The organism is Marichromatium gracile, assembly GCF_004343155.1.
Classification (GTDB): Bacteria; Pseudomonadota; Gammaproteobacteria; order Chromatiales; family Chromatiaceae; genus Marichromatium; species Marichromatium gracile.
Window position 1 is genome coordinate 39,384 of record NZ_SMDC01000010.1, and the last position, 26,455, is coordinate 65,838.

Here is a 26,455-nt window from a genome sequence, read left to right on the forward strand (position 1 = left end):
CACGGCGAGGGACCTCCGGGGTTGGGTGGACACGACGGCTCAGGCGGCGCCGCGCAGGCGCGGGTCGAAGGCATCGCGCACCACGTCGGCAAACAGGTTGGCGGCGAGCACCAGGGTGAACATGAACACGAAAGCGGCGCTCAGCGACCACCACACCACCGGTTCGCGCGCCAGCTCCAGCCGCGCGCCGTTGATCATGTTGCCCCAGCTGTTCATGGTCGGGTCGACCCCGATGTTGACATAGGAGAGCACCGCCTCGGCCAGCACCAGACCGCTGAAGTCGAGCACCAGGGTGATCAGCACGATGTGCATCACGTTGGGCAGGATGTGACGACCGATGATGGTGAAATGACCGACCCCGAGCGCGCTGGCGGCCTGGACATAATCCGACTCGCGCAGCTTGAGCGTCTCGCCCCGCAGCAACCGGCACAGCCCGGTCCAGCTGGTCACGCCGAGGATCAGACAGAGAAAGAGCAGGCGCAGGTCGGCGCGCTCGACCAGGCTGGCGAAGTCCTCGGCGTGGTTGCTCATGTAGACCTGTAGCATCAGCACCGCCGCGGCGATCAGCAACACCCCGGGGATGGCGTTGAGGGTGGTGTAGAGATACTGGATCAGGTCATCGACCCAGCCCCTGAAGTAACCGGCCATGATCCCCAGCAGCAGCGCCGCGGGCAGCATCACCAAGGTGGTCAGGGTGCCGATCAGCAGCCCGGTGCGCACGCTCTTGAGCGCCTGGTAGAGCACGTCCTCGCCGACCTTGTCGGTGCCGAGGACATGATAGTGACCGGCGAGCAGCGCCACCGCCCCGCCGAGCGCCAGGATCGACGCCAGGGTGAGCAGCGCCGCACGCCACGGCACCTCGGTGCGCCCGGCTTTGATGCGCGCGCGCATCAAAGCCGGGGTGATGCCGCGCCGCCGCGCCAGTGCCGCGCTCAGCGCGAACAGGATCGCCCCCCACAGCGCCAGCCCCAGCAGCGCGCCGAGCAGCCCGCGCCAGAGGATGTCGAGACCACGCGCGGCGGGGTCGTCGAGATGGGCGCCGCCGTGCACCAGACGGGGATAATCGCGCAGCACCCGGCCATCGGGCAGCTCGATCGCCTCCTTGACGTAGAGATGGGTGGCGAAGGGCGCCGAGTAGGTCTTCTCCGACTGGCTGCGCAGCCCGGCAAGCGCCAGATCGAGCAGGCTCAGCACCTCGGGCGAGTAGCGCGTCTCGGCGCTCGTCGCGCCGGACTGGTCAGCGAGGCGCAGCCGCAGATGCACCGAGTCGAGCACCGCGACCAGCAGATAGCAGCCGAGCACCACCAGGGTGACCACCCCGATGCGCGAGCGCGCCACCCGACGCCAGGGCGCGCGCAGGTGCTCGTGACGCGCGGCGTGCCAGGCGAACCCGCCGAGCAGCGCCAGCAACAGATAGAGCAGCGCGTCGGTCCACAGCACCACCGGCATCAACGGCATGGCATCGCTCCACTCATTGCAGCCGCACCCGCGGGTCGGCGAGGGTGTAGGAGATGTCGGTGAGGATCAGCCCGAGGATATAGAGCACGGCGCCGAGGAACACCATCGAGCGAACGATGGCGAAGTCCTGGTTGCTGATCGCATCGATGGTGTAGCTGCCCAGCCCCGGGATGGCGAAGAAGGACTCGGTGATCAGGCTACCCATGAACAGCAGCGGCAGCACCACCACCACCCCGGTGAGGATCGGGATCAGGGCGTTGCGCAACACGTGGCGGAACAGCACCAGGCGCTCGCCCAGCCCCTTGGCGCGGGCGGTACGGACATAGTCGCGACCGATCTCCTCGAGAAACAGGGTGCGATACCAGCGTGTCCCCGCACCGATACCGCCGATCACCCCGACGATCACCGGCAGCACCAGGAACTTCAACCCGGCCAGCCCGCTGTCGTAGCCCGAGATCGGCACCAATTGGAACAGCTTACCGAGCAGGAACTGGCCGCCGATGATGTAGAACAACCCCGAGATCGACATCATCGTCACCAGCAGCACCACGCTGGCCAGATCGACATAGGTGGCGCGGAAGAAGACGATGAACAGCGCATAGCTGATGTTGAAGGCCAGCCCCACCAGCAGCACCGGCAGCGCGATCGCCAGGCTCGGCCACATCCGCTGGGCGATATCACGCCCGATGTCGCGCCCATCGTCGGAGCTGCCGAAGTCGAAGACGAACAGCCGCACCGACTTGTCGAAGAAGATGGTCTCGGTCAACCGCCCCAGCCCCTCGGCCTCGGCGTTGTAGAGCATCGGCCTGTCGTAGCCGTGATCGGCCTTCCAGGCCGCGACCGCCTCGGCGGTCACCCGCTTCTCGCCGAGATGCATGCGCGCCATATCATCGGGCGAGTTGACCACGAAGAAGAGCACGAAGGTCAGCAGATTGACCCCGATCAGGATGGGGATGGCATAGAGCAGCCGACGCAGGATATAGGCACTCATAGCGCGCGACTCCGCTCGCGTCGGCGCACCAGCCACCAGGCCGGCAGCAGCAGCGCCAACAGCACGGCGGCGGCCGCGCCCAGCGGCCACAGCACCGGCTGGTTCCAGGCGCGGCGCAGCTCGGCGCGCAGCGCCGGGTCGATACGACGGTACTTGAGGGTGTTGTTGGCCATCTGGTTGGGGTAGGCGTTGTGATACCAGCGGTGATAGAGACTGAAGGCGCGCGGGTGGAAGCCCCAGATCCAGGGCGCGTCGGTACGCGCGATCTCGACCATGCGATCGATCAGCGCCTGGCGCTCGGGGCCGTCCTCGAGGTTGCGCATGCGCTCGAACAGCCGGTCGAACTCGGGGTTGGTGTAGTTGACCGAGTTCTCGCCCTGGTGCTCGACCCGACCGTTGGGGCCGTAGAGCAGGAAGAGGAAGTTCTCCGGGTCGGGGTAGTCGGCGTTCCAGCCCCAGAAGAAGATCTGACCGGTGCCGTTGCGGATCTTGTCCTGGAAGCGGTTGTAGTCGGTGGAGCGGATCACCAGCTCGATGCCGAGCTTGGCGAACTGCTTGCGCAGCCAGTTGAGCCGGGCGCGGTCGTCGGGACCGGTGGCCACCGCCTCGTAGTTGAGCGTCAGCGCCCGACCGGTGTCGCGATCACGCCCGCCGGGATAGCCGGCCTGGACCATCAGCGTGCGCGCCTCGTCGAGCGAGCGGCGCACCGCCCGCCCCGCCTCCCAGCGATAGACGAAGGGATTGATCCCGGCCTCGCCCGTGCGATGACCGAAGATGCCCGGCGGCAGCGGGCTCTGGGCGACGACGCCACGACCATTGAGGAAGATCGAGATGAACTCCTCCATGTCGACCGCGATCGAGATCGCCCGACGCAGCAGGCGCGCGCGCTGGCCCTCGCCGCCGATCACCGGATCGAGCATGTTGAAGCCCATGAAGAAGATCGTCGGCTCGACCGCGGTCATCAGCTCGACCCCGCGCGCCTCCAGCGTCTCGGTGAGCATGGGGCGGCCGCTGGCATCGACCCGCACCGCCTGATCGAAGGCGTCCGAGGAGATCCCGGAGAAGTCGTAATAGCCCTGGAGGAACTTGTTCCAGCGCGGGATGCTCTCCTTCTCCAGGCTGTAGACGACGCGATCGATGAACGGCAGCGGCGCCCCGGCATCATCGAGGATACCGGCGGCGCGATCGCCCGGCATGCCGCTGTCGGGATAGCGCTCGCCGTGGAAGTTGGGGTTGCGCTCGAGCACCATGCGCAGGTTGGGGTTGTTCTCGGTGAGCATGTAGGGACCGGTGCCGACCGGATACCAGTCGAGCATCAGGTTGCGCTCGCGCATCCCCGGCTGGGCGTAGAAGGCCTCGGCCTCCCAGGGCATGGGCGCGAAGAAGGGCATCGCCAACCAGTAGGAGAACTGCGGGTACTTGCCCTCGAGGGTGATGCGCAACCGATAGCGATCGAGCACCTCGACGCCCTCGAACTCGGTGTCGCGCAGCAGCGCCACCCGGGCGCGCGCCTGCTCCGGGTCCGCGGCCTCGAGCCGCTCGCCGAGCGCGGCGAAGCCGAGGATGTGCTCGCCCATCACCCCGTTGATCGGCGAGTGCAGCCAGGGCGCGGCCAGACGCTTGATCTGATAGGCGAAGTCGGCGGCGACCAGCTCGCGGGTGCCGTGCTCGGCGAAGTCGCCGAGGGTGTCGATCCCGGCGAGCGCGCCGGGCTCGAGGTCGAGATAGCGCGGCGCGCCCTCGGCGTCGCGAGCAAGGGCCGGATGCGGCTGGTAGCGGGTGCCGGGACGGACGTGCAGCTCGTACTCGCTGCGGGCGATCGCCGCGGCGGGCGCGTCATCGGGCAGCGGCTCGCCAGCGGCATCGTAGAAGCGCACCCGCGGCATCTCGGCCAGGGCGAGCGGGATCAGCTGGTAAGGCCGGTGGAGAAAGTGATACTGCAGCGGCGGCTCGTAGATCTGGGCGATGAAGGTGTTTTCATTGACGGTGTAGGAGCGCGCCGGATCGAGATGCTTGGGTCGCTCGCCAAAGGAGCTGTAGAGGGTGTTGCTGGTGGCCGTGTCACGCGGATAGGGATCGTTCCAGGGGCGGTCGTCGCATGCGACCAGCCCCGCGATCAGCAGCGACATCACCGACACCACCCGGATGCCTCGCCACAGCACACGCCATCTCGCCGCCTTGTCCACCATCGGCATCATCGTCCTCACCCGCTTCGCGCCACGACGACCGTCCTCGGTCCCCGGTCACAGGTCTCATCGGCACCGCAGCTCATCGACCTCTCCCTCGCGTACACCCTTCCACCTCAATACGAGTTTCGGTACTGTTATCGGTCCCCGAACCACGGGGTATCGGTTGCGGCCCGTGAGACCGCGAGGCTCGCCGCGCCCGATCCGGCGCCAGCGTCCCGGCCCCGGGTCCCGACAGGAGCGGGTGTCCGTGCCAGAGCCCCGAGCAACGATCCCCAATCATCGAATGATCTGACTGAAATGTCCAAGGGTGAACACGGACTATCAGCAGATCCCGACCCGAACGGTCGCCGGCGCACCCGCGCCCGGCCAGCGAACGCGAGAGACTACCGAACATGGGATTCCTTGAAGGCAAGAAGATTCTGATCACCGGCGTGGCGAGCAACCGCTCGATCGCCTGGGGCTGTGCCGAGGCGATGCACCGCCAGGGCGCCGAGCTGGCCTTTACCTACCAGAACGACAAGCTCAAGTCGCGTGTCACCGACATGGCCGCCAAGTGCGGTTCGGACCTGGTGCTGCCGCTCGACGTCAGCCGCGACGAGGACATCGACGCGCTGTTCGCCGCGCTCGGCGAGCAGTGGGACGGACTCGACGGCATCGTCCACTCGATCGCCTTCGCCCCGCGCGAGCAGCTCGAGGGTGAGTATGTCGATGCGGTCACCCGCGAGGGCTTCAACACCGCCCACGAGATCAGCGCCTACAGCTTCGCCGCCCTGGCCAAGGGCGGGCGGGCGATGATGGAGGGGCGTAACGGCGCGCTGCTCACCATGAGCTATCTGGGTGCGGTGCGCGCGGTTCCCAACTACAACGTGATGGGCGTGGCCAAGGCCAGCCTGGAGGCCAACGTACGCTATCTGGCCGCCTCGCTCGGCCCGCGCGGCACCCGCGTCAACGCCGTCTCGGCCGGCCCGATCCGCACCCTCGCCGCCGCCGGCATCTCCGACTTCCGCGACATGCTCAAGCAGGTCGAGGAGCGCACCCCGATGCGCCGCAACGTCACCATCGAGGAGGTCGGCAACGCCGCCGCCTTCCTCTGCTCCGACCTGGCCAGCGGCATCACCGGCGACGTCCTCTACGTCGACACCGGCTACCACATCCTCGGGCTCGGCTGAGCCCGCTCACGCCGCCGCGCCCGTCTGGTCGCGGCGGCGCCCCGAGGCGTCACTCGACGCCTCGCTCCCCCACGCTCCCCCTGCCCCACTCCCCCGCCCGGCGCACCGCTCGCCCCCCAGGGACACAACCCTGGACAGCAGGCAGGCGACGAGCGCATCAGCGAGGCCGCGCACAAAAAAACCGCCTCGGTGGAGGCGTCATGACGCCTCCACCTGGCGGTTCGATCGCATATCGCTTGATGGCTCAGCAGCGACGGCGCGCATCGCTCGGGCCACCGACCGCGTGGCCGGTGCCTGAGCGAAGTCGCGAGGTCAGAGCTGGTCGTCGTCCACGCTCAGGGGCTCGCGGGTGATCTCGGCGCGACGCTCGATGTCGGCGAGCACCACATCATAGAGATCACGCCCGGCGAGTTCGGCGAGCAGTCCGGCCTCCGGGATGGTCGCGCCCTCGCCACCGACCGTCACCTCGCCATCCTCGACCTGGGTCAGCCGCACCACCACGGCATCGCCGTCGGCAAGCGCCACCGCCTCCAGCTCGGCCTCGCCGGATTGCGGCGCTGGCAGCTTGAAGGCGAGATCGAGCACCGCTTCGGGCAACACCGCGCCGCGCCCGACCAGCCCGACCGATTCGATCACCGCCGCAGCCATCGCCTCGGACCACTCGGCCTCACCGTCGCGCACCTGGGCGAGCGCCGCCTCCGCCGCGGCCATCGCGGCCTGCTGCGCGCGCTGCTCACGCAGCGCGGCGACGATCTCCTCGCGCACCGTCTCGAGCGGGCGCTGCGCCGACTCGCGATGATCGCGCACCCGCACCACCACGGCGCTGAGCCGCTCGTGATCGGGCTCGATCAGCTCGCTGTTGTTGCCCTCGACCAGCACCTCGTCGCTGAAGGCCGCCGACAGCACACCGGGCTCGGCGAGCAGTCCCTCGCCACCCTCGCGTCCGATCCAATCGCTCTGACGCAACTCCAGGCCGAGCTCCTCGACCACCGGCTCGAGGCTGTCCGGACGCTCGTAGGAGAGGGTTGCGAGGCGCTCGCCGAGATCGTAATAGAGCGACTCGGCCTGGGCACGCGCCTGCTCTTCGTGCAGCTGCTCACGGACCGCCTCGAACGGCTGGGTCTCGCCGGGGCGGACCGCCTCGACCTCGATCAGGTGATAGCCGAAACGGGTCCGCACCGGCTCGCTCAGTCCACCCTCGGGCAGCGAGAACACCGCCTCGTCGAACACCGGATCCATCATCCCCGGCTCGATCAGACCGAGTTCGCCACCCTCGGCGGCGCTACCGGGGTCGTCCGAGTGCTCGGCGGCGAGATCGGCGAAGGATTCGCCCTCGAGGATGCGCGCGCGCAGCGCCGTGATCTCGCGCTCGGCGGCGGCGACCTGTTCGTCATCGGCCTGTTGCGGCAGCGCGATCAGCAGATGACGGACCTGTCGCTGCTCGGGCATGACGAACCGCCCCTGCTCGGCGGCATAGGCCTCGCGCAGCGCCGCCTCGTCGATCTCGATGCCCTTGGCCAGTTCGGCGACGTCGAGGACCACGTAATCGAGCTTGACCTGCTCGGGGCTGCGGAAACGCTCGGCGTGTTCCTGGTAGTAGGTCTCGATCGTCTCGTCGGCGAGCGGCTCGTCGCTCAGATAATCGGCGGCGGCAAAGCGCGCATAGTCGATGTCGCGCTGCTGTGCGGAGAGACGCTGGAACTGCTCGAGTTCGAGACGGGTCGGGAACTCGCTGGCCACCACCGCGCGGATCAGCTGGGTGCCGGTCAGCTGCCGGCGCAGCTGCTCGACGAACTGCTGCTCGCTCATCCCCTGCAGTTGCAGCAGGCGCTGGAAGGCCTCGTTGTCGAAGCGACCATCACGCTGAAAGGCCGGCTCGGAGAGGATGCGCAGCTTGAGCTCCTGATCCGAGACACGCAGCCCCAGACGCTGCGAGACGTCGATCAGCAGCACCTCGCGGATCATCTCCTCGCGCACCATGCGGCGCAGCTCGGCGCTGTCGAAGGCGGCAGGGTCATAGGCGGCGCCGAGACGCTCGCGTAGCTCCATGCGGGTCTGCTGGACCCGACGATCGAGATCGCGCTCGGTGAGTTCGACACCATTGACGGTGGCCGTCACCGTCTCGCCATTGATGCCGAGATAGGACTGGATGCCCCAGAGCGCGAACGGAATACTGATCAAGATGACGATGACCCAGGCGATCCAGCCCTGGGCACGATCCCTGATGGATTGAAGCATGGCGGTCGATCCAAACGAAGGTGTGGGCCAAAAAAAAACGGGGCACCCTTGCGGATGCCCCGTTTTTATCGAATTTGGCGGAGCGGACGGGACTCGAACCCGCGACCCCCGGCGTGACAGGCCGGTATTCTAACCAACTGAACTACCGCTCCAGAAGAATTGCCATTATACTGCAATTTTTTTTCTTTGCAACACCTTTTTTTTCGGTGTTGGTGGGTGCTACAGGGATCGAACCTGTGACCCTCGCCTTGTAAGGGCGATGCTCTCCCAGCTGAGCTAAGCACCCCACCCTTCGGCTTGGGAGGAAGTTTTTATCCTTCCCCCCGAAGGCGAAGCGCTATTGTACGGCATCCTTGAGCGCTTTGCCAGCCTTGAATGCAGGCGTCTTCGATGCCTTGATCTCGATGGTCGCGCCGGTCTGCGGGTTGCGGCCGGTACGGGCGGCACGCTCCTTGACGCTGAAGGTGCCGAAGCCGATCAGCGACACGGTACCGCCGTCCTTGAGGGTCACGGCGACCGAGTCGGTGAAGGCATCGAGGGCACGGGCTGCCGCAGCCTTGGAGATATCCGCGGCATCCGCCATGGCTTCGATGAGGTCGGATTTGTTCATTGATCCCCCTGTTACCTGTCTCGTTTGGTACACACTGACTGCGCGACGACGATGAGGCGGATGCCACGCATCGGACGCGGGGCCGGAGACCCCTGTGCGCAAGCCTTCTTCAAGATTGACGCATGCTAAATCGGAGTCCATGCGAGGGCAACCGGCTTTTCTGCCTGTTGGTCACAAAAACCCGCCGTTAAGCAGAGCCGCGGCACTTGACATGGCAGATTAGCCATCATGAGCAGACACAATCACCGTGCCAGCACCGCTGATGACCTTAACAATCGAATCGGACTCCGTCGATACAACAGAGCAAATGATCGCCGCCGACGCACCGTCCGCCCCCCTGGGGCATCGGACGATGGGCCGGAGCGGGAACATCGATCGCGGTGTTGATCGGCACCCCGGATGGGTGCGGGTGCCGACCCGACGGCGACATGCCCATCACATCAGTGATGCAGCGGCGCCCCCTGATCTCGAGCACCCTCGGCCGAGTCGGCCGACTCCTCCTCGGCCTCCTTGGCCTCGGCCGACTCCCCGGCGGGGCGCGGCGGTTCGACCAGGGCGATATCGAGGACCTCGTCGATCCAGCGCACCGGATGGATCTCCAGATGCTGCTTGATGTTCTTGGGGATCTCGACCAGGTCGCGCTCGTTCTCCAGCGGGATGATCACTTCCTCGATCCCACCGCGATGCGCGGCGAGCAGCTTCTCCTTGAGCCCGCCGATCGGCAACACCTCGCCGCGCAGGGTGATCTCGCCGGTCATCGCCACCGTCGAGCGCACCGGGATCTTGGTCAGCGCCGAGACCAACGCGGTGCACATGGCCACGCCCGCGCTCGGACCATCCTTGGGGGTCGCGCCCTCGGGGACGTGGATATGGACATCGAAGGTGCTGTGGAAGTCGGTCGGCACCCCAAGCCCCTCGGCACGCGAGCGCACCACGGTCATCGCCGCCTGGATCGACTCCTGCATCACATCACCGAGCTGACCGGTATAGCTGAGCTTGCCCTTACCCGGCATCAACGCCGACTCGATCTGCAACAGCTCGCCGCCGACCTCGGTCCAGGCCAGGCCGGTGACCTGACCGACCTGGTCGTGCTCCTCGGCGCGGCCGTAGCGATAGCGCTGCACCCCGAGATACTTCTCCAGTGACTTGGCGGTCACCGTGGTGGCGCTGTCGCGCTTCTTCAGCAGCACCTCCTTGACCACCTTGCGGCACACCTTGGAGATCTCGCGCTCGAGGTTACGCACCCCGGCCTCGCGGGTGTAGTGACGGATGATGTCGCGCAGCGCCGCCTCGCGGATCACCAGCTCACCGGGCTTGAGACCATTGTTCTTGGTCTGCTTGGGGATCAGGTAGCGCTCGGCGATGGCGACCTTCTCGTCCTCGGTGTAGCCCGAGAGCCGGATCACCTCCATCCGATCGAGCAGCGCCGGGGGGATGTTGAGGGTGTTGGCGGTGCCGACGAACATCACCTCGGAGAGGTCGAAGTCGACCTCCAGGTAATGATCGGCAAAGGCGTGGTTCTGCTCCGGGTCGAGGACCTCGAGCAGCGCCGAGGCCGGGTCGCCACGGAAGTCCATCGCCATCTTGTCGATCTCGTCGAGCAGGAAGAGCGCGTTGCGCGAACCGGCCTTGGAGAGGTTCTGGATGATCTTGCCCGGCAGCGCACCGATATAGGTGCGCCGGTGCCCCCGGATCTCAGCCTCGTCGCGCACCCCACCGAGCGACATGCGCACGAACTTGCGGTTGGTGGCGCGGGCGATCGACTGACCGAGCGAGGTCTTGCCGACACCGGGCGGACCGACCAGGCACAGGATCGGGCCCTTGAGCTTGCGCACCCGCTGCTGCACGGCGAGGTACTCGAGGATGCGCTCCTTGACCCGATCGAGCCCGTAGTGGTCCTTGTCGAGCACCGCCTCGGCGACCTTGATGTCGTTACGGATACGCGAGCGCTTCTTCCACGGCACCTGCACCAGGGTCTCGATATAGTTGCGCACCACCGTCGCCTCGGCCGACATCGGCGACATCAGCTTGAGCTTGTTGAGCTCGGACTGGGCCTTGTTGTGCGCCTCGCGAGGCATCTTCGCCTCCTCGATGCGCTTGGCCAGGTCCTCGATCTCGTTGGGGGCGTCCTCGAGCTCGCCGAGCTCCTTCTGGATCGCCTTCATCTGCTCGTTGAGATAGTACTCGCGCTGGTTCTTCTCCATCTGGCGCTTGACGCGCCCGCGGATGCGCTTCTCCATCTGCAGGATGTCGTTCTCCGACTCCATCAGCCCCATCAGGTGCTCGATGCGCAGCTGCACATCGGTCATCTCCAGCACGCGCTGCTTCTCGTCGAGCTTCAGCGACATGTGCGCGGCCATGGTGTCGGCCAGACGACCGGCCTCGTCGATGCTCGAGAGCGAGGTCAGCACCTCGGGCGGCACCTTCTTGTTGAGCTTGACGTACTGATCGAACAGCCCGACGGCCGAGCGCATCAGCACCTCCTGCTCGCGCTCGTCGGTCTCGAGCGTCTCCTCGAGCGGCTCGATGACCGCGGAGAAGGCGTCATCGGTGGTGAGGAAACGCTCGATGCGGGCACGCTGGTTGCCTTCGACCAGCACCTTGACGGTGCCGTCGGGCAGCTTGAGCAGTTGCAGGATATTGGCCAGGGTGCCGATCTCGTGCAGATCCTTGACCTCGGGGTCGTCGACCTCGGCACTCTTCTGTGCGATCAGCAGGATCTGCTTGTCGCTCGCCATGGCGGTATCGAGCGCGCGAATCGACTTGTCGCGCCCGACGAACAATGGAATCACCATGTGCGGATAGACGACGACGTCGCGCAGCGGCAGCACCGGCAGCTCCTGCGGAGTCGAGGATGTCAGGTTGGAATCGTGTTGCGCCATGGAAACCCGTTCTCATTGAAAGCGACGGCCCGCGGGGCCGTGGTCGGTACGATCGGGCCGAGCCCAGAGACCGTTCCACGGACGCCGACGTCGGTACGATTGGATGATGGGGAAAGGATCGGGGCGGCCGGCGCGCAGTTCAACGCGCCGGCGCGCCTGGATTGGGGGGCGGGCGGACAGTCCAGCGGCGGGTGTCCGTCCGCCTCCTGGGGGTGGGACAGCGCGATCGATCAGTCTCCCGATGCCGCCTGCTTCTCCATCCCGTCGTAGATCAGGAACGGCTTGTTCTCACCGGCGATCACCGAAGCGTCGATGACGACCTTGCTGACATGCTCCATGGAGGGCAGCTCGTACATGGTGTCGAGCAGCACCTGCTCCATGATCGTCCGCAGGCCGCGGGCCCCGGTCTTGCGCTCCATCGCCTTGGTGGCGATCGCGCGCAGCGCGTCCTCACGCAGCTCGATCTCGACGTCCTCCATCTCGAACAGGCGCGCGTACTGACGCACCAGCGAGTGTTTGGGCTCGGTGAGGATGCGCATCAGCGCCGCCTCGTCGAGTTCCTCGAGGGTCGCCATCACCGGCAGTCGACCGACGAACTCGGGGATCAGGCCGTAGCGGATCAGGTCCTCGGGCTCGACGCCGCTGAGCAGCTCGCCGATCATCCGCCCGTCATCCTTGCTGTGGACCTCGGCGGAGAAGCCGATACCGGTCTTGCGCGAACGATTCTGGATGATCTTGTCGAGCCCGGCGAAGGCACCACCGACGATGAACAGGATGTTGGAGGTGTCGACCTGGAGGAATTCCTGCTGCGGATGCTTGCGCCCACCCTGCGGCGGCACCGAGGCGACGGTCCCCTCGATGAGCTTGAGCAGTGCCTGCTGCACGCCCTCGCCCGAGACGTCACGGGTGATCGAGGGGTTGTCCGACTTGCGCGAGATCTTGTCGATCTCGTCGATGTAGACGATGCCGTTCTGCGCCTTGTCGACGTCGTAATCACACTTCTGCAGCAGCTTCTGGATGATGTTCTCGACGTCCTCGCCGACATAACCCGCCTCGGTGAGGGTGGTGGCATCGGCGATGGTGAAGGGGACGTTGAGCAGTCGCGCCAGGGTCTCGGCGAGCAGCGTCTTGCCGGAGCCGGTGGGGCCGATCAGCAGGATGTTGCTCTTGGCGATCTCGATGTCTTCCTTGGCCTCGGCGACCTCGAGACGCTTGTAATGGTTGTAGACGGCGACCGAGAGCACCTTCTTGGCGAACTCCTGGCCGACGACGAACTCATCGAGACGCGCCTTGATCTCACGCGGCTTGGGAAGACTGCTGGCGGCCTCGCCGACGCCCTCTTGCATCTCCTCGCGGATGATGTCGTTACACAGCTCGACGCACTCGTCGCAGATGAACACGGACGGCCCTGCGATGAGCTTGCGGACTTCATGCTGACTCTTGCCACAGAACGAACAGTAGAGCAGCTTGCCTTCGTCGCTCTTGTTTCCACTCATCGGGAATAGCTCTCCGGGGGGTCGGTTGGGGATGGGGATCGGACAATCCCCATCGAGGCGAATTCAATCATAACGGTTTGCGCTTATATGGCAAGAGAGTGAAGAGACGAAGGCTTGGCGGTCGTCACACTCCGGTGACGCCCGACAAGCCCCCTGACTCCGACCGCTTGCGACGTCGCGCGTCGCGCCACTTACTCCTTGCCGGAGGCGGCACCTCGCTCGCTGATGACGCGATCGATCAGCCCATAGGCCTGGGCCGCTTCGCCACCCATGAAGCGGTCGCGCTCGGTGTCCTCGGCGATCTTCTCGACCGACTGACCGGTGTGCTCGGCGAGGATCTGGTTGAGACGCTCGCGGATGTAGAGGATCTCGCGGGCGTGGATATCGATATCGGAGGCCTGCCCCTGGAAGCCGCCGAGCGGCTGATGGATCATCATCCGCGAATGCGGCAGGCAGTAGCGCTTGCCCGCGGCGCCGCCGGCGAGCAGCAGCGCGCCCATGCTCGCCGCCTGACCGATGCACATGGTGCTGACGTCGGGGCGGATGAAACGCATGGTGTCGTAGATCGCCAGGCCCGCGGTGACCGCGCCACCGGGCGAGTTGATATAGAGATGGATATCCTTGTCCGGATTCTCCGACTCCAGGAACAACAGCTGCGCGACCACCAGGTTGGCCATGTGGTCCTCGACCGGGCCGACCAGGAAGATCACGCGCTCCTTCAGCAGGCGCGAATAGATGTCGAACGAGCGCTCGCCGCGGGCGGTCTGCTCGATGACCATCGGCACCAGCCCCAGTGCCTCGGGCCTCCAGTCGGTGCGGCTCTCGATGTTGCTCATGGGATACGCCTTCAACTCTCTGCGGATTGGCTTCTGGAAGGCGTCCGCCGTCACCGGCGGACGCATCGCGTGGGTGTCGATCAGCCCGCGGCGCCCGGGTTGGTCAGCGCCTCGAAGCTGGTTTCCTCGTCCTCGACCGAGACCTGGCCGAGCACCAGGTCGACCACCTGGGACTCGAGCACCGCGGCCTCGAGCGCGGCCATGCGGCCACGCTCGGCCTTGTAGTAGTCGATCACCGCCTGCGGGTTCTCGTAGGTGGCGGCCATCTCGTCGAGCATCGCCTGGACGCGGTCCTGATCGGCCTTGAGCTCGTTTTGCTTGACCAGCTCGCCGATGATCAGACCGAGGGCGACACGGCGACGCGCCGGCTCCTCGAACAGCGCGTCGGGCAACTGCACCTCGCCCTGGGCGCCCACCGAGCGACGCATCTCCTCCTGCATCGAGGCGATCTCGTCGCGCACCAGCGCCTGCGGCACCTCGACCGGATTGGCCTCCATCAGCAGGTCCATCACTGCTTCCTTGGTGCGGGCCTCGAGACGCTGTTTCAACTCGCGCGCCATGTTCTCGCGCACATCGTTCTTGAAGCGCTCGACGTCGCCGTCCTCGATGCCGAAGCGCTTGACGAACTCGCCATCGACCTCGGGCAGGGTCGGCTCGGCGACCTGGCTGACGGTGATCTCGAAGCTCGCCGGCTTGCCGGCCAGCGCCTCGACCTGATACTCCTCGGGGAAGGTCACCTCGACGGTCCGGGTCTCGCCGGCGGCGGCGCCGACCAGACCGTCCTCGAAGCCGGGGATCATCCGCCCGGAGCCGAGCTCGAGCTCGACGTCAGCGGCCGAGCCACCCTCGAAGGCCTCGCCGTCGATGGTGCCGGCGAAGGAGATGGTGAGCTGATCGCCCTGCTCGGCGGCGCGCTCGACCGGGGTCCAGGTCTTGTGCTGGTCGCGCAGCCGCTCGATCAGCGCGTCGAGATCAGTCTCGGCGAGCTCGCAGACCGGACGCTTGAGTGCGCGGCCCTCGAGTGCAGCCAGCTCCACCTCGGGCATCACCTCGAAGGTGGCGACATAGGCGAAACGACCGGCCTCGACGTCGATCTCGGGCTCGACCTCCGGCTGACCGGCCGGACGCAGCGACTCCTGGGTGAGCGCCTCGTAGAAGCTCGCTTGCACCTGCTCGCCGAACACCTCCTCGAGGACCTGGGCGCCGTAACGCTTGCGCACCAGCTTCATCGGCACCTTGCCGGGGCGAAAACCGGGCAGCTTGGCGCTGCGCGCGAGCTGCTGCAGACGCTGATCGACCGCACTGGTGACCTGCTCGGAGGGCAGCTCGACCTTCACACGACGCTCGAGACCCTCGCCCGATTCCACCGAAACTTGCATTGACTCATCTCCTGTCGGCGCCGGGATTCTGACCAGGCCCGCACCTTGCTAAAAAACGCGTGCGGGCAAGACGCCCGCACAATCAAAAGTTGTTCAGTATAACGCGTGGTTTTTCGCGCCACCAAGCACCATCGCACGCGAAATCACCCCGTCACCGGGCCTTCAGTCACGCTTTCATCACTCTCGCGCCGCAACGCGCGCTTGAGGATCTTGCCCGAGGCGTTCTTCGGCAGCGCCGCGTGCAGCACCACCCGGCGTGGCACCTCGTGGCTGCCGAGGCGGTCGCGGCACCAGGCGCGCAGCTCGCCCGGCGTGACCTCGGCGGTGTCGGCGAGCGCCACGTGCGCCACCACCACCTCGCCGTGCCGGGGATCGGGATCGCCGACCACCGCCGCCTCGGCGACCGCCGGGTGGGCGTAGAGCGCCTCCTCGACCACCCGCGGATAGACATTCATGCCGTTGGTGATCACCAGATCCTTGATGCGATCGACCAGATAGACATGACCATCGCCATCGATCCGCGCCAGGTCACCGGTACGGAACCAGTCGCCGTGAAAGCTCTCGCGGGTCGCCTCGGGCAGCCCCAGATAGCCGAGCATCACGTTGGGACCGCGCACGCACAACTCACCGGTCTCGCCACTGGGCAGCACCCGTCCGGCGCGATCGCGCACCGTCAGCTCAACCCCCGGCAGCGCCGGACCGATCGAGCCCGGCTTGCGCGGCCCACTCGGACGATTGACGCTGAACACCGGGCTGCATTCGGTCGCGCCCGCGCCCTCCACCAGGAGGGTCGCGAAGCGCGTCTCGAACGCGCGCATCAACGCCGCCGGCAGCGCCGCACCACCACTGATGCACAGTCGCACCCCGCGCCACTGCTCGGCCAGGACCTCGGCATGACGCAACAACACGCCGTACATGCTCGGCACCCCGAGGAACACGGTAGCGCCATGCCGGGCGATCGCTTGGGTGACCAGCCGCGGCTCGAAGCGCGGCACCGGGATCATCGCCAGCCCGTGGAGCAGCGGCGTGAGCATCGCGGTGGTGGCGGCGAAGGAGTGAAACAGCGGCAACACCGCCAGCACGCGGTCGCCGGGCACCAGCTCGAAGCCCTGCCGGGACCCCTCGGCGTTGGCGATCAGGTTGGCGTGACTGAGCATCGCCCCCTTGGGCCGTCCGGTGGTCCCCGAGGTATAGAGCACTGCGGCAACCTCGGTGCCCGGCAGCGGCGACAGCGGCGGATGCGTGATCAGCGTGGCAAAGTCGGCTCGGGCGGCATCCAGCTCGATCCGTCTCGGTGACGCCGCGCTGCGCGCGCTGGCCGCCTCGGCGAGCGCAGCAAAGGCCGGCTGATGGAGCAACAGCGCCGGCCTTGCGTCATCGAGGATATAGGCGATCTCACGATCGCTCTGCAGCAGGTTGACCGGCACCACGGTGGCGCCGGCCTTGAGGATCGCGAGATAGGCGATGACGAACTCACGCCCGTTGGCGCACAGCAGCGCGGCACGGGCATCGGGCTGCAGCCCGGCTGCCGCCAGCGCCCCGGCCATGGCATCGGAGGCGCGATCGAGCCCGGCATAGTCGAGCGCACCGGCCTCGTCGAACAGGGCGGGTGCCCCTTGGTGCGTGGCCGCGCACGCCCGGAACCGGGCGGCAATGTCCGTCAGCTCGATCGCCCCCTCCATGACCGCCGGCTCAGATGACCTTGGAGAAGCCGACCGGGCCGCTCTTGGCCGCGAGATAGGCGTCGAAGGTCATGCAGATGTTGCGCACCAGCAGGCGACCGCGCGGCAGGATGCGGATCCGCTCGGCGTCGAGTTCGACCAAACCGTCCTCGACCATCACCTGCAGCTTGTCGAGCGCGTCGGCGAAGTAGGTCTTGAAGTCGATCCCCCAGGCGGCCTCGACGGCGGGGATGTCGAGCACGAAGTTGCAGATCAAGCGGGTGATGACGTCGCGACGGATGATGTCGTCACGAGTCAGCTCGATACCACGGAACACCGGCAGACGGCCGGCATCGATGGCGGCATAGTACTCGTCGAGCTCGCGCTGGTTCTGGCCGTAGGTGTTGTCGACCTTGCCGATCGAGGTCACGCCGATACCGATCAGGTCGCAGTCGGCGTGGGTCGAGTAGCCCTGGAAGTTGCGATACAGGGTACCGGCCTGCTGGGCGATGGCCAGCTCGTCGTCGGGACGGGCGAAGTGGTCCATGCCGATGTAGACATAGCCGGCGTCGGTCAGACGCTGGATGGTCGCCTGGAGGATGTCGAGCTTGACCTCGGCGGTCGGCAGGTCCTCGTCGCGGATGCGCCGCTGCGGCTTGAAGCGGGTGGGCAGGTGCGCGTAGTTGAAGATCGACAGACGCTGCGGGTTGACCGCGATCACCCGCTCGAGGGTGTTCATGAAGGTCTCGACCGACTGGAACGGCAGGCCGTAGATCAGGTCCAGGCTGATCGAGCGGAAGCCCTCGGCGCGCGCCGCCTCGAGCACCGCCATGGTCTCGGCCTCGCTCTGCACGCGGTTGACCGCCTTCTGCACCCGCTCGTCGAAGTCCTGCACGCCGAGACTCATGCGGTTGAAGCCGATGCGACGCAGCAACGCGATGGTGTTGGCGTCGGCCTCGCGCGGATCGATCTCGATCGAGTACTCACCGACCTCGTCGTCGGCGAGCTTGAAGTGACGACGGGTGGTCTCCATCAACTCGACCATCTGCTGGTCGTTGAGGAAGGTCGGGGTGCCGCCGCCCCAGTGCAGCTGCTCGACCACGCGGGAGTCGTCGAACAGCGCCCCCTGCATCTCCAGTTCGCGATAGACACGGTCGAGATAGGGCGCGACCCGCGAGCGGTCCTTGGTCACGACCTTGTTGCAGGCACAGTAGAAGCAGACCGTGTCGCAGAACGGGATGTGGAAATAGATCGACAGCGGGCGGCCACTCTCGTTGCTGCGCGCGCAAGTGGCGCGGTAGGCCGCCTCATCGAAGGACGTATCGAACTCGACCGCGGTCGGATACGAGGTGTAGCGCGGACCGCTCTGGTCGTAGCGACGGATCAGCTCAATATCGAAGGAAACGCCTTGTTCCACCTAATCAACCCTCCAGCCGCACGGCGCCATGCATCCGGCCCGGTACGGCATTCTTCGTAACGCCCGTTCAGGCATCATCCCCGCCCACCGAGGCCCACCGGGGCGCGTCGATCTGCACGAGCAGGGTATGGAATGGAATCTCTTCCAGGAATCGGCCCGACGCCTCACTGCGCGACCACGAGCACCCGGCAGCGCGCCGGCACCGGGTTCGCGCGAGCGGCGTCGGTCTCATGCGGCGGCCGCCGCCGCGATCTCGGCGCGATGCGCCAGCAGTTGCTCGCGCGTCAACACTAGCACGCCCTCTCCACCGCGCTCGAACTCCAGCCAGGTGAAGGGCACCTCGGGGAGGCGCTGCTCGAGCGCGAAGGCCGAGTTGCCGACCTCGAGGACCAGCACACCCTCGGGCTCGAGGTGGTGCGGGGCGCGCTCGAGGATGCGCAGCGCCAGCGCCAACCCCTCGTCGGCGGCGACCAGCCCGAGCTCGGGTTCACGCAGGAACTCCTCGGGCAGGGTGTCGTACTCGTCGCGCGGCACATAGGGGGGGTTGGAGACGATGACGTCGTAGCGGATGTCGTCGAGCGCGGCGAAGAGATCGGATTCGATCGCCCGCACCCGTTCATCGAGTCCGTAGCGCTCGATGTTCGCGCGCGCCACGGTCAGCGCCGCCGGCGAGAGATCGACCAGATCGACCTCGGCATCGGGCAGATGCAGCGCGGCGGCGATACCGATACAGCCACTGCCGGTACAGAGATCGAGCACCCGCTCGACCCGCGCCGGGTCGACCCAGGGATCGAAACCGACCTCGAGCAGCTCGGCGATCGGCGAGCGCGGCACCAACACGTTGCTGTCGACGATGAACTCGAACCCGGAGAACCAGGCGCGACCGGTGAGATAGGCCACCGGCACCCGCTCGCGGACGCGGCGCTCGATCAGTGCGGCAACGCGCTCGCGCTCGGCGAGGGTGAGTCGGCAGGAATGGAAGGCGGCGGGCAGGGAGTGATCCAGGTCGAGCGCGCCGAGCACCAGTTCGGCGGCCTCGTCGAGAGCGTTATCGGTCCCGTGACCGAAGAACAGGCCGGCGGCCTTGAAGCGACTCGCGCCCCAGCGCACGAAGTCCTGGATGGTGATCAATCCGTCGGGTTGTGCTGACATCGCGGCTCAAGCATGGTCCGGTACATGGACTGGCGCCCGGACTCGTCCGCCACGCCAGGAAACAAGCCGCGAAGGATACCATCCTTGGCTCCCGCTGTTCAGTCGGTCGTCCACCGATACCGGGGCGCCCCCGCACCCGACCGGGGACGGGCGGCCGAACGGCCAAGGACATCAGGCCGCCCGGCGCTTGCCCTCGGCGGCCAGCACCTCGTCCTGACCACGCTCGACCAGATCCTGCAGCGAGATGTCGCTGAGGAACTGGAAGATCTGGTCACTGAGCTGGTCCCACAGATGATGGGTGAGACAGCGCTGGCCGTCGCGACAGTTCTCGCGTCCACCACAGCGGGTGAACTCGACCCACTCGTCGACGGCGCAGATGATGTTGGCGATCGAGATCTCCTCGGCCGGCTTGCCGAGATAATAGCCGCCACCCGGTCCGCGCACGCCACGCACCAGCTGCTTGGCACGCAACGCCGCGAACAGCTGCTCGAGATAGGACAGCGAGATACCCTGATTCGCCGAGATATCGGCCAGGGTGACCGGCCCCTTGCCCGCGTGGAGCGCCAGATCGAGCATGGCGGTCACCGCATATCTGCCCTTGGTAGAAAGTCTCATCGTCGAATGCCTGTATAAGGTATTGATTGACAAGGAGACCGAGTAGGACCCGATCACCCGACCCTCCTACTAAATTAGTCAAGCAAAGGTCTATTTCAATACGTGCACTACGGTCGATGACGACGGGCGGGTAGAGCGGGGAGGTGCGCGGGGCGTTCAAAGACAGGTCGGCAGCCGACGTCCGGAGGCTGTCGCCCCGGAGATGGCCGGCTGGGCGGCGAGGAAGCAGTGGCCCTGTCCCAGACAGTAGTCCAGCCACTTGGCGAGGAAGAGGTTGGCGCGCCACTTGTGCGCGAGCGTCGGCGGTGCATAGCCGTTGCGCATCGACCACAGCGACTGCTCGAGCTCGAGCACCTCGAGCTGGCGGGCGTCGTGATAGGCGCGCAGGCGCGCATCCGGATCGCTGCGCACCCCGCCCTCCCCCGCCGGGAACAGGTGAGTCAGGCGCAGCAGGGTCATGTAACGGGTCTGCGACTCGACCTCGAGCACCAGGTCGACCCCGGAGGCGTGAGGCGACAGCCGCCGGCCCTCGAGCTGGCTCAGGTCCGGCGCCAGCCGCGCCAACCGGGCGAAGTTCTCCTCGCACAGCGCCAGCAGCGCACCCACGCTCGGGCGCGCGACCAGTGGCAGGGCGTCGGCCCAGGGATCGCTGGAGACTTGCATCATTGCGTCCGATAAAAACGCCGACGCCGGGCTCGAGGCCCGGCGCCGAGACGTCGACTGGTTACGCCGCGAGCGTTCAGCCGTTCTGCGCGGTCTGCTGCTCGGCGACCTGGCGCTTGACCTCTTCCATATCGAGCTCGGCGGCCTTGGAGAGCAGCTCGCGGAAGGAGCGCTCGGGCAGCGCGCCGGGCTGGGAGAAGATGATGACCTGCTCGCGGAAGATCATCAGCGTGGGGATCGAGCGGATCTGGAAGTGTGCCGCCAGCTCCTGCTGCGCCTCGGTGTTGATCTTGGCGAAGACGATGTCCTCGTGATCCTCGGAGACCTTCTCGAAGGTCGGGGCGAAGGAGCGGCAGGGACCGCACCAGGGCGCCCAGAAATCGACGACGACGAAATCGTTGTCCTTGATGGTCTGTTCGAAGTTGTTGCTGTCGAGCTCCAAGACGGCCATGCGAATATCCTACTAGATAGCTAAAGATTGTCGGGCATATTAACAGAATCGCCATCCACTCGCAGATTCCGCAACCCGCCCGGGGCGCCGGTCCCTGTCACCGGGGACAGACGACCGGCGACGACTGTCAGAGTGCCCCGAGGCCCTCGAGGATACGGTCGCGGATCTCCTCGACCGACCCGATACCGTGCACCTTGAGGTACTTGGGCGCGCCCTCGCCACCGGCCTCGGCCCAGGTGGAGTAGTAGCCGATCAGCGGCTCGGTCTGCTCATGATAGACCGCCAGACGCGCCTTGACCGTCTCCTCGCGATCGTCGTCGCGCTGGATCAGCGCCTCGCCGGTGACGTCGTCCTTGCCTTCCTCGCGCGGCGGATTGAACACCACGTGATAGCTGCGCCCCGAGGCCGGGTGCACCCGCCGCCCGGACATCCGCTTGACGATCTCGGCGTCGGGGACGTCGATCTCGACCACCGCGTCGACGAAGATGCCGCTCTCCTTGAGCGCGTCGGCCTGGGCGATGGTGCGCGGGAAGCCGTCGAACAGGAAGCCGCCCTGACAGTCCTCGGCGTCGATGCGCGCCTTGACCATGCCGATGATGATGTCATCGGACACCAGCCCGCCCTCGTCCATGATCTTCTTCGCCGCCTTGCCGAGCTCGGTGCCCTGCTTGACGTGGGCCCGGAGCATGTCGCCGGTGGAGATCTGGGGGATCTTGAAGTGTTCCTTGATGAAGCCGGCCTGGGTCCCTTTTCCGGCACCCGGGCCGCCGAGCAGGATGATGCGCATGACGCTCCTCATTGTGGTTGCGATTGAAAAACATTGATCTTGAGTGTGCCACAGCCGGATCGGGCAGGACCACAGCCGGCTCGGCGCCGCCATCGCGAATGCGCGCGCGGCGCGGCACAGATCGATCAGGGGATGCGCGCGGCGTGCGCGCGGCAAACTGAGCAGGACGACCACCGCACCGGCGGCACGGTGGTCGCGTGGGGGATCAGCCGCCGCTGACCATCATGTTGAGCATCAGCTTGTTGAGCCGACCGACGAAGGCGGCCGGGTCCTCGAGCTGACCGCCCTCGGCGAGCTGGGCCTGATCGAACAGCACCATCGCCAGCTCGGCGAAGCGCTCGTCGTCGGTCTCGGCCTCGAGACGCTTGAGCAGCGGATGCTCGAGGTTGACCTCGAGCGTGGGCTTGGTCTCGGGGGCCTCCTGGCCGACCGATTTCAGCACCCGCGCGAGGTTGGCGCTCATGTCGTGCTCGCCGACCACCAGACAGGCCGGGGAGTCGACCAGGCGGGTGCTCGCGCGCACCGTCTCGACCTGTTCGCCGAGCGTCTGCTTCATCTGCTCGAGCAGCGAGCCGTGCTCCTCCTCGGCCTTCTCCTTGGCGGCCTGATCCTCGGCGTCGGCAAGCTCGCCGAGATCGAGATCGCCCTTGGTCACCGACTGCAGCGTCTTGCCCTTGTACTCGGTGAGATGGCTCACCAGCCACTCGTCGACCCGATCGGAGAGCAGCAGCACCTCCACGCCCTTCTTGCGGAAGACCTCGAGATGCGGGCTGTGACGCGCCGCGGCGGGGCTGTCGGCGGTGATGAAGTAGATCTTCTCCTGCCCCTCCTGCATCCGCTCGATATAGCCATCGAGCGACTCACGCTGGGCATCGCCCTCGCTCGCGGTGGTGGCAAAGCGCAGCAGCCCGGCGATGCGCTCCTTGTTGGCGAAGTCCTCCGCCGGCCCCTCCTTGAGCACCCGGCCGAACTCGTCCCAGAAGGCGCCATAGTTCTCCGGCTCGTCGCGCGCCATCGCCTCGAGCACGCCGAGCACGCGCTTGGTGTTGGCCTGACGGATGGTGTCGATCTTGCGATTGTGCTGGAGGATCTCGCGCGAGACGTTCAGCGGCAGGTCATCGGCGTCGACCACGCCCTTGACGAAGCGCAGATAGTGCGGGGTGAGCTTGTCGACCTCGTCCATGATGAAGACACGGCGCACATAGAGCTTGACGCCGTGCTTCTGCTCGCGGTCCCACATGTCGAAGGGCGCGCGCTTGGGCACGAACAGCAGCGAGGTGTACTCGTTGGTCCCCTCGACGCGGTTGTGCGAATAGGCCAGCGGCGCCTCGAAGTCGTGGGCGACGTGCTTGTAGAAGTCGTGATACTCCTCCTCGGAGATCTCCGACTTGTTGCGCATCCACAGCGCGGTGCCGCGATTGACCTGCTCGTACTCGGGGGTCTCGGGCTGCTCCTCGCCCTCCTCGCCGTAGTGCTCCTTGCGCATCTCCACCGGCAGCGCGACGTGATCGGAGAACTTGGCGATGATCGCGCGCAGCCGCCAGCTGTCGAGGAACTCCTTCTCGTCCTCCTTGAGGTGGAGGATGACGTCGGTACCGCGGCCGGCCTTCTCCACCGTCTCCAGGGTATAGCTGCCGCGCCCGTCGGACTCCCAGCACACTCCGTGCTCGGGGCCGAGCCCGGCGCGGCGCGAGATCAGGGTGACGCGATCGGCGACGATATAGGCCGAGTAGAACCCGACGCCGAACTGACCGATCAGGTTGCTGTCCCTGGTCTGGTCACCGGAGAGGTTCTCGAGAAAGCGGCGGGTGCCCGAGCTGGCGATGCTGCCGATGGTCTCGGTGACCTCCTGACGGCTCAGACCGATGCCGTTGTCGGAGACGGTCAGGGTACCGGCCTCGCGGTCGACCTCGATGCGGATGCGCAGCTGCGGGTCGCCCTCGTACAGACCGTCGTCACTCAGCGCCTCGAAGCGCAGCTTCTCGGCGGCGTCGGAGGCATTGGAGACCAACTCGCGCAGGAAGATCTCCTTGTTCGAGTAGAGTGAGCGGATCACCAGGTCGAGCACCTGACTGACCTCTGCCTTGAACTCCAGGGTTTCCTTGTGCGCTTCTACTGTCATGCTTGTCGTGTACCTTGAGGAATGAAGATCGTTTGCGAACCAGGGGTTCGAGTCACCCGGCAGGGCTCAGACCGAACCATACCGGTATTGTCGCACGGCGACGGGGGGATACAATGCCTCGACGGCGGAGCCCCGGCGATGGCCGCCCCGAACGGGAGGCGTCACCCGGCCGGCGCGCCCCACAGGGACCGTGCCCTCGCACCGCAGCGGGTCGCCCCGCCACCACATCCCCTCGCCATGGGAGACGTGCACGGATCGGCACGCGCAGCACGCGGCCCAGCCAATCGAGCACCGCCTCTCCCCCACCAGTCAAGGGTCTGAAGATGGAACCGCAAATCATCGCCACCACCCCCTTCGAAGGTCAACGCCCCGGCACCTCGGGGCTGCGCAAGAAGGTCCGGGTGTTCCAGCAACCGCACTATCTCGAGAACTTCGTCCAGGCGATCTTCGACACCCGCCCCGAGCTCGCCGGCGGGACCCTGGTGGTCGGTGGCGACGGGCGCTACTACAACCGCGAGGCGGTCCAGACCATCCTGCGCATGGCCGCGGCCAACGGCGTCGCCCGGGTGCTGGTCGGGCGCGGCGGGCTGCTGTCGACCCCGGCGGCCTCATGCATCGTGCGCAAGCACCACGCCGAGGGCGCGATCGTACTCTCGGCCAGCCACAACCCCGGCGGGCCGGACGCCGACTTCGGCATCAAGTTCAATGCCGCCAACGGCGGCCCGGCGCCGGAATCGATGACCAGTGCCATCCACGCCCGCACCCAGGAGATCGAGCGCTATCTCACCCTCGACAGCGCCGCCGTCGACCTCGATCGGATCGCCACCCTGACCCTCGGCGCGACCCGCATCGAGGTCATCGACCCGGTCGCCGACTATGCCGAGCTGATGGCCTCGCTGTTCGACTTCGACGCCATCGCCGGACTGTTCGCCTCGGGCGGGTTCCGCATGCGTTTCGACGCGATGCACGCGATCACCGGTCCCTACGCCCTCGAGATCCTCGAGAACCGGCTCGGCGCCGAGGCCGGCACCGTCCTCAACGCCGAGGCCCTGCCCGACTTCGGCGGCGGCCACCCCGACCCCAACCTGACCCATGCCGCGGCCCTGGTGGCGATGACCCGCGGCGTCGACGGACTCGACTTCGCCGCCGCCTCCGATGGCGACGGCGACCGCAACATGATCCTCGGGCGCGACTGCTTCGTCACCCCCAGCGACAGCCTCGCGATCCTTGCCGCCAACGCCCATCTCACCCCCGGCTACCGCCAGGGCATCCGCGGCGTGGCCCGCTCGATGCCTACCAGCCAGGCCGCCGACCGGGTCGCCGAGGCGCTCGGTGTCGAGCACTTCGAGACCCCCACCGGCTGGAAGTTCTTCGGCAACCTGCTCGATGCCGGGCGCATCACCCTGTGCGGCGAGGAGAGCTTCGGCACCGGTTCGGATCACCTGCGCGAGAAGGACGGGCTGTGGGCGGTGCTGTTCTGGCTCAACCTGCTCGCCGCGCGCCGCCAGTCGGTCGCCGAGATCGTCACCGAGCACTGGCGGCGCTTCGGGCGCGACTACTACACCCGTCACGACTACGAAGGGGTCGCGTCGGCAGGCGCCGAGGGGCTGATGGCCGCGCTGCGCGAGCAGCTCCCCACCCTGCCCGGCCAGCAGCTCGGCGCGCGCCGTGTGGCACAGGCCGACGACTTCGCCTACACCGACCCGATCGACGGGGGGCGCGCCGAGCACCAGGGCATCCGTATCCGCTTCGAGGACGGCGCACGCATCGTCTACCGCCTCTCCGGCACCGGCACCGAAGGGGCGACGCTGCGCGTCTATATCGAGCGCTTCGAACCCGACCCGGCCCGCCACCAGCTCGACCCCCAGGAGGCGCTCGGCGAGTTGATCGCAACCGCCCGCGAACTCGCCGGGATCGAGCCGCGCACCGGCCGGGCGGCACCAGACGTCATCACCTGAACGGCGTTCGGCCAGCGCTGCGCTACCGTCCCGGATCAGCCATCGGCTCGGCGTCGAGGTCGAGCCCGCGATCGACCGTCTCGGCACGGTCTGGGACGGCTACCGCGCGGCGCTCTTCGCCGCGCCCGGCGGCGACCTCGCGGCCCGCCGGAGATCGCAGCGATCCCCACCGAGACAGCGGCCGACTGCGCGCCCCCATCCTCGAGCCCTTGGTCGGCGGCAAGCCACAGGGCACCGGGCCGGGGCCGGGGCCGGGGCCGGGGCTAACGATCGTCGCGCGGCGGCTCAAGCAGCACGGCGCCCGACTCCCCGCCCCCCACGGCTCCCGCATGCGCCAGACCTTTCCTGCTCCCGCACACTGCGCCACCGCCACCTCAACTC

General features: G+C 66.9%; 19 protein-coding genes and 2 tRNA genes. 2 read left to right on the forward strand and 19 right to left on the reverse strand.

Annotated features, from left to right (window positions below):
* Positions 1–39: 39 nt before the first annotated feature.
* From EDC29_RS13280 to EDC29_RS13290, 3 genes are read right to left on the reverse strand one after another with little or no spacing between them, the layout of a single operon-like run.
* Positions 40–1,458: an ABC transporter permease gene (locus tag EDC29_RS13280; protein ID WP_123141097.1), complete on the reverse strand. Its 1,419-nt coding sequence runs from the start codon at positions 1,456–1,458 to the stop codon at positions 40–42.
* A gap of 13 nt (positions 1,459–1,471) precedes the next feature.
* A complete protein-coding gene (locus EDC29_RS13285) occupies positions 1,472–2,449 on the reverse strand; it encodes an ABC transporter permease (protein ID WP_005224694.1) in 978 nt (325 codons plus the stop codon).
* Positions 2,446–4,644: an ABC transporter substrate-binding protein gene (locus EDC29_RS13290; protein WP_132230344.1), complete on the reverse strand. Its 2,199-nt coding sequence runs from the start codon at positions 4,642–4,644 to the stop codon at positions 2,446–2,448. Before EDC29_RS13290 ends, EDC29_RS13285 begins: the two co-directional genes overlap by 4 nt.
* A 386-nt stretch (positions 4,645–5,030) precedes the next feature.
* Here EDC29_RS13290 and EDC29_RS13295 point away from each other — a divergent pair, with 386 nt between their 5' ends.
* Positions 5,031–5,807 carry an enoyl-ACP reductase FabI gene (locus EDC29_RS13295; protein ID WP_062275390.1) on the forward strand — a complete coding sequence of 259 codons (777 nt, stop codon included), beginning with the start codon at positions 5,031–5,033 and terminating at the stop codon, positions 5,805–5,807.
* A gap of 312 nt (positions 5,808–6,119) precedes the next feature.
* Here EDC29_RS13295 and EDC29_RS13300 read toward each other — a convergent pair whose 3' ends face one another.
* From EDC29_RS13300 to htpG, 16 genes are all read right to left on the reverse strand, one after another.
* On the reverse strand, positions 6,120–8,045 hold the full coding sequence (locus EDC29_RS13300; protein WP_132230276.1) for a SurA N-terminal domain-containing protein: 1,926 nt from the start codon (positions 8,043–8,045) through the stop codon (positions 6,120–6,122).
* A gap of 75 nt (positions 8,046–8,120) precedes the next feature.
* Positions 8,121–8,197: transfer RNA gene (locus tag EDC29_RS13305), tRNA-Asp, on the reverse strand.
* Positions 8,198–8,255: 58 nt separating this feature from the next.
* Positions 8,256–8,331, reverse strand: a tRNA-Val gene (locus tag EDC29_RS13310).
* Positions 8,332–8,382: 51 nt separating this feature from the next.
* Positions 8,383–8,796: an HU family DNA-binding protein gene (locus EDC29_RS13315; protein WP_165913526.1), complete on the reverse strand. Its 414-nt coding sequence runs from the start codon at positions 8,794–8,796 to the stop codon at positions 8,383–8,385.
* A gap of 299 nt (positions 8,797–9,095) precedes the next feature.
* The gene (gene lon / locus EDC29_RS13320; RefSeq protein WP_132230278.1) at positions 9,096–11,537 is read right to left on the reverse strand and encodes an endopeptidase La; all 2,442 of its coding nucleotides are present in this window, start codon (positions 11,535–11,537) and stop codon (positions 9,096–9,098) included.
* 230 nt (positions 11,538–11,767) lie between these two features.
* A complete protein-coding gene (gene clpX, locus EDC29_RS13325) occupies positions 11,768–13,033 on the reverse strand; it encodes an ATP-dependent Clp protease ATP-binding subunit ClpX (RefSeq protein ID WP_062275383.1) in 1,266 nt (421 codons plus the stop codon).
* Between the two features lie 191 nt (positions 13,034–13,224).
* The gene (gene clpP, locus EDC29_RS13330; RefSeq protein WP_123141094.1) at positions 13,225–13,869 is read right to left on the reverse strand and encodes an ATP-dependent Clp endopeptidase proteolytic subunit ClpP; all 645 of its coding nucleotides are present in this window, start codon (positions 13,867–13,869) and stop codon (positions 13,225–13,227) included.
* Between the two features lie 80 nt (positions 13,870–13,949).
* On the reverse strand, positions 13,950–15,248 hold the full coding sequence (gene tig / locus EDC29_RS13335; RefSeq protein WP_123141093.1) for a trigger factor: 1,299 nt from the start codon (positions 15,246–15,248) through the stop codon (positions 13,950–13,952).
* Between the two features lie 143 nt (positions 15,249–15,391).
* Positions 15,392–16,930 carry an AMP-binding protein gene (locus EDC29_RS13340; protein WP_132230280.1) on the reverse strand — a complete coding sequence of 513 codons (1,539 nt, stop codon included), beginning with the start codon at positions 16,928–16,930 and terminating at the stop codon, positions 15,392–15,394.
* 10 nt (positions 16,931–16,940) lie between these two features.
* Positions 16,941–18,326: an oxygen-independent coproporphyrinogen III oxidase gene (gene hemN, locus EDC29_RS13345; protein WP_123141091.1), complete on the reverse strand. Its 1,386-nt coding sequence runs from the start codon at positions 18,324–18,326 to the stop codon at positions 16,941–16,943.
* Positions 18,327–18,554: 228 nt separating this feature from the next.
* Positions 18,555–19,478, reverse strand: coding sequence for a 50S ribosomal protein L3 N(5)-glutamine methyltransferase (gene prmB, locus EDC29_RS13350; RefSeq protein ID WP_123141090.1), 924 nt, complete (start codon positions 19,476–19,478; stop codon positions 18,555–18,557).
* 171 nt (positions 19,479–19,649) lie between these two features.
* Positions 19,650–20,093 carry an Rrf2 family transcriptional regulator gene (locus EDC29_RS13355; RefSeq protein ID WP_123141089.1) on the reverse strand — a complete coding sequence of 148 codons (444 nt, stop codon included), beginning with the start codon at positions 20,091–20,093 and terminating at the stop codon, positions 19,650–19,652.
* Between the two features lie 156 nt (positions 20,094–20,249).
* A complete protein-coding gene (locus EDC29_RS13360) occupies positions 20,250–20,756 on the reverse strand; it encodes a DUF1249 domain-containing protein (RefSeq protein WP_123141133.1) in 507 nt (168 codons plus the stop codon).
* A gap of 76 nt (positions 20,757–20,832) precedes the next feature.
* Entirely contained in the window at positions 20,833–21,207 is a 375-nt protein-coding gene (trxA, locus tag EDC29_RS13365; RefSeq protein ID WP_123141088.1) for a thioredoxin, read from the reverse strand.
* Between the two features lie 127 nt (positions 21,208–21,334).
* Positions 21,335–21,994 (reverse strand): adenylate kinase, encoded by a 660-nt coding sequence (gene adk / locus EDC29_RS13370; protein ID WP_062275367.1) that lies wholly within the window; start codon positions 21,992–21,994, stop codon positions 21,335–21,337.
* Between the two features lie 205 nt (positions 21,995–22,199).
* Entirely contained in the window at positions 22,200–24,116 is a 1,917-nt protein-coding gene (gene htpG / locus EDC29_RS13375; protein ID WP_123142464.1) for a molecular chaperone HtpG, read from the reverse strand.
* Between the two features lie 323 nt (positions 24,117–24,439).
* Between htpG and EDC29_RS13380 the strand changes: the two genes are divergently transcribed.
* Positions 24,440–26,074 carry an alpha-D-glucose phosphate-specific phosphoglucomutase gene (locus EDC29_RS13380; RefSeq protein WP_132230282.1) on the forward strand — a complete coding sequence of 545 codons (1,635 nt, stop codon included), beginning with the start codon at positions 24,440–24,442 and terminating at the stop codon, positions 26,072–26,074.
* The last annotated feature ends 381 nt before the right edge of the window (positions 26,075–26,455 follow it).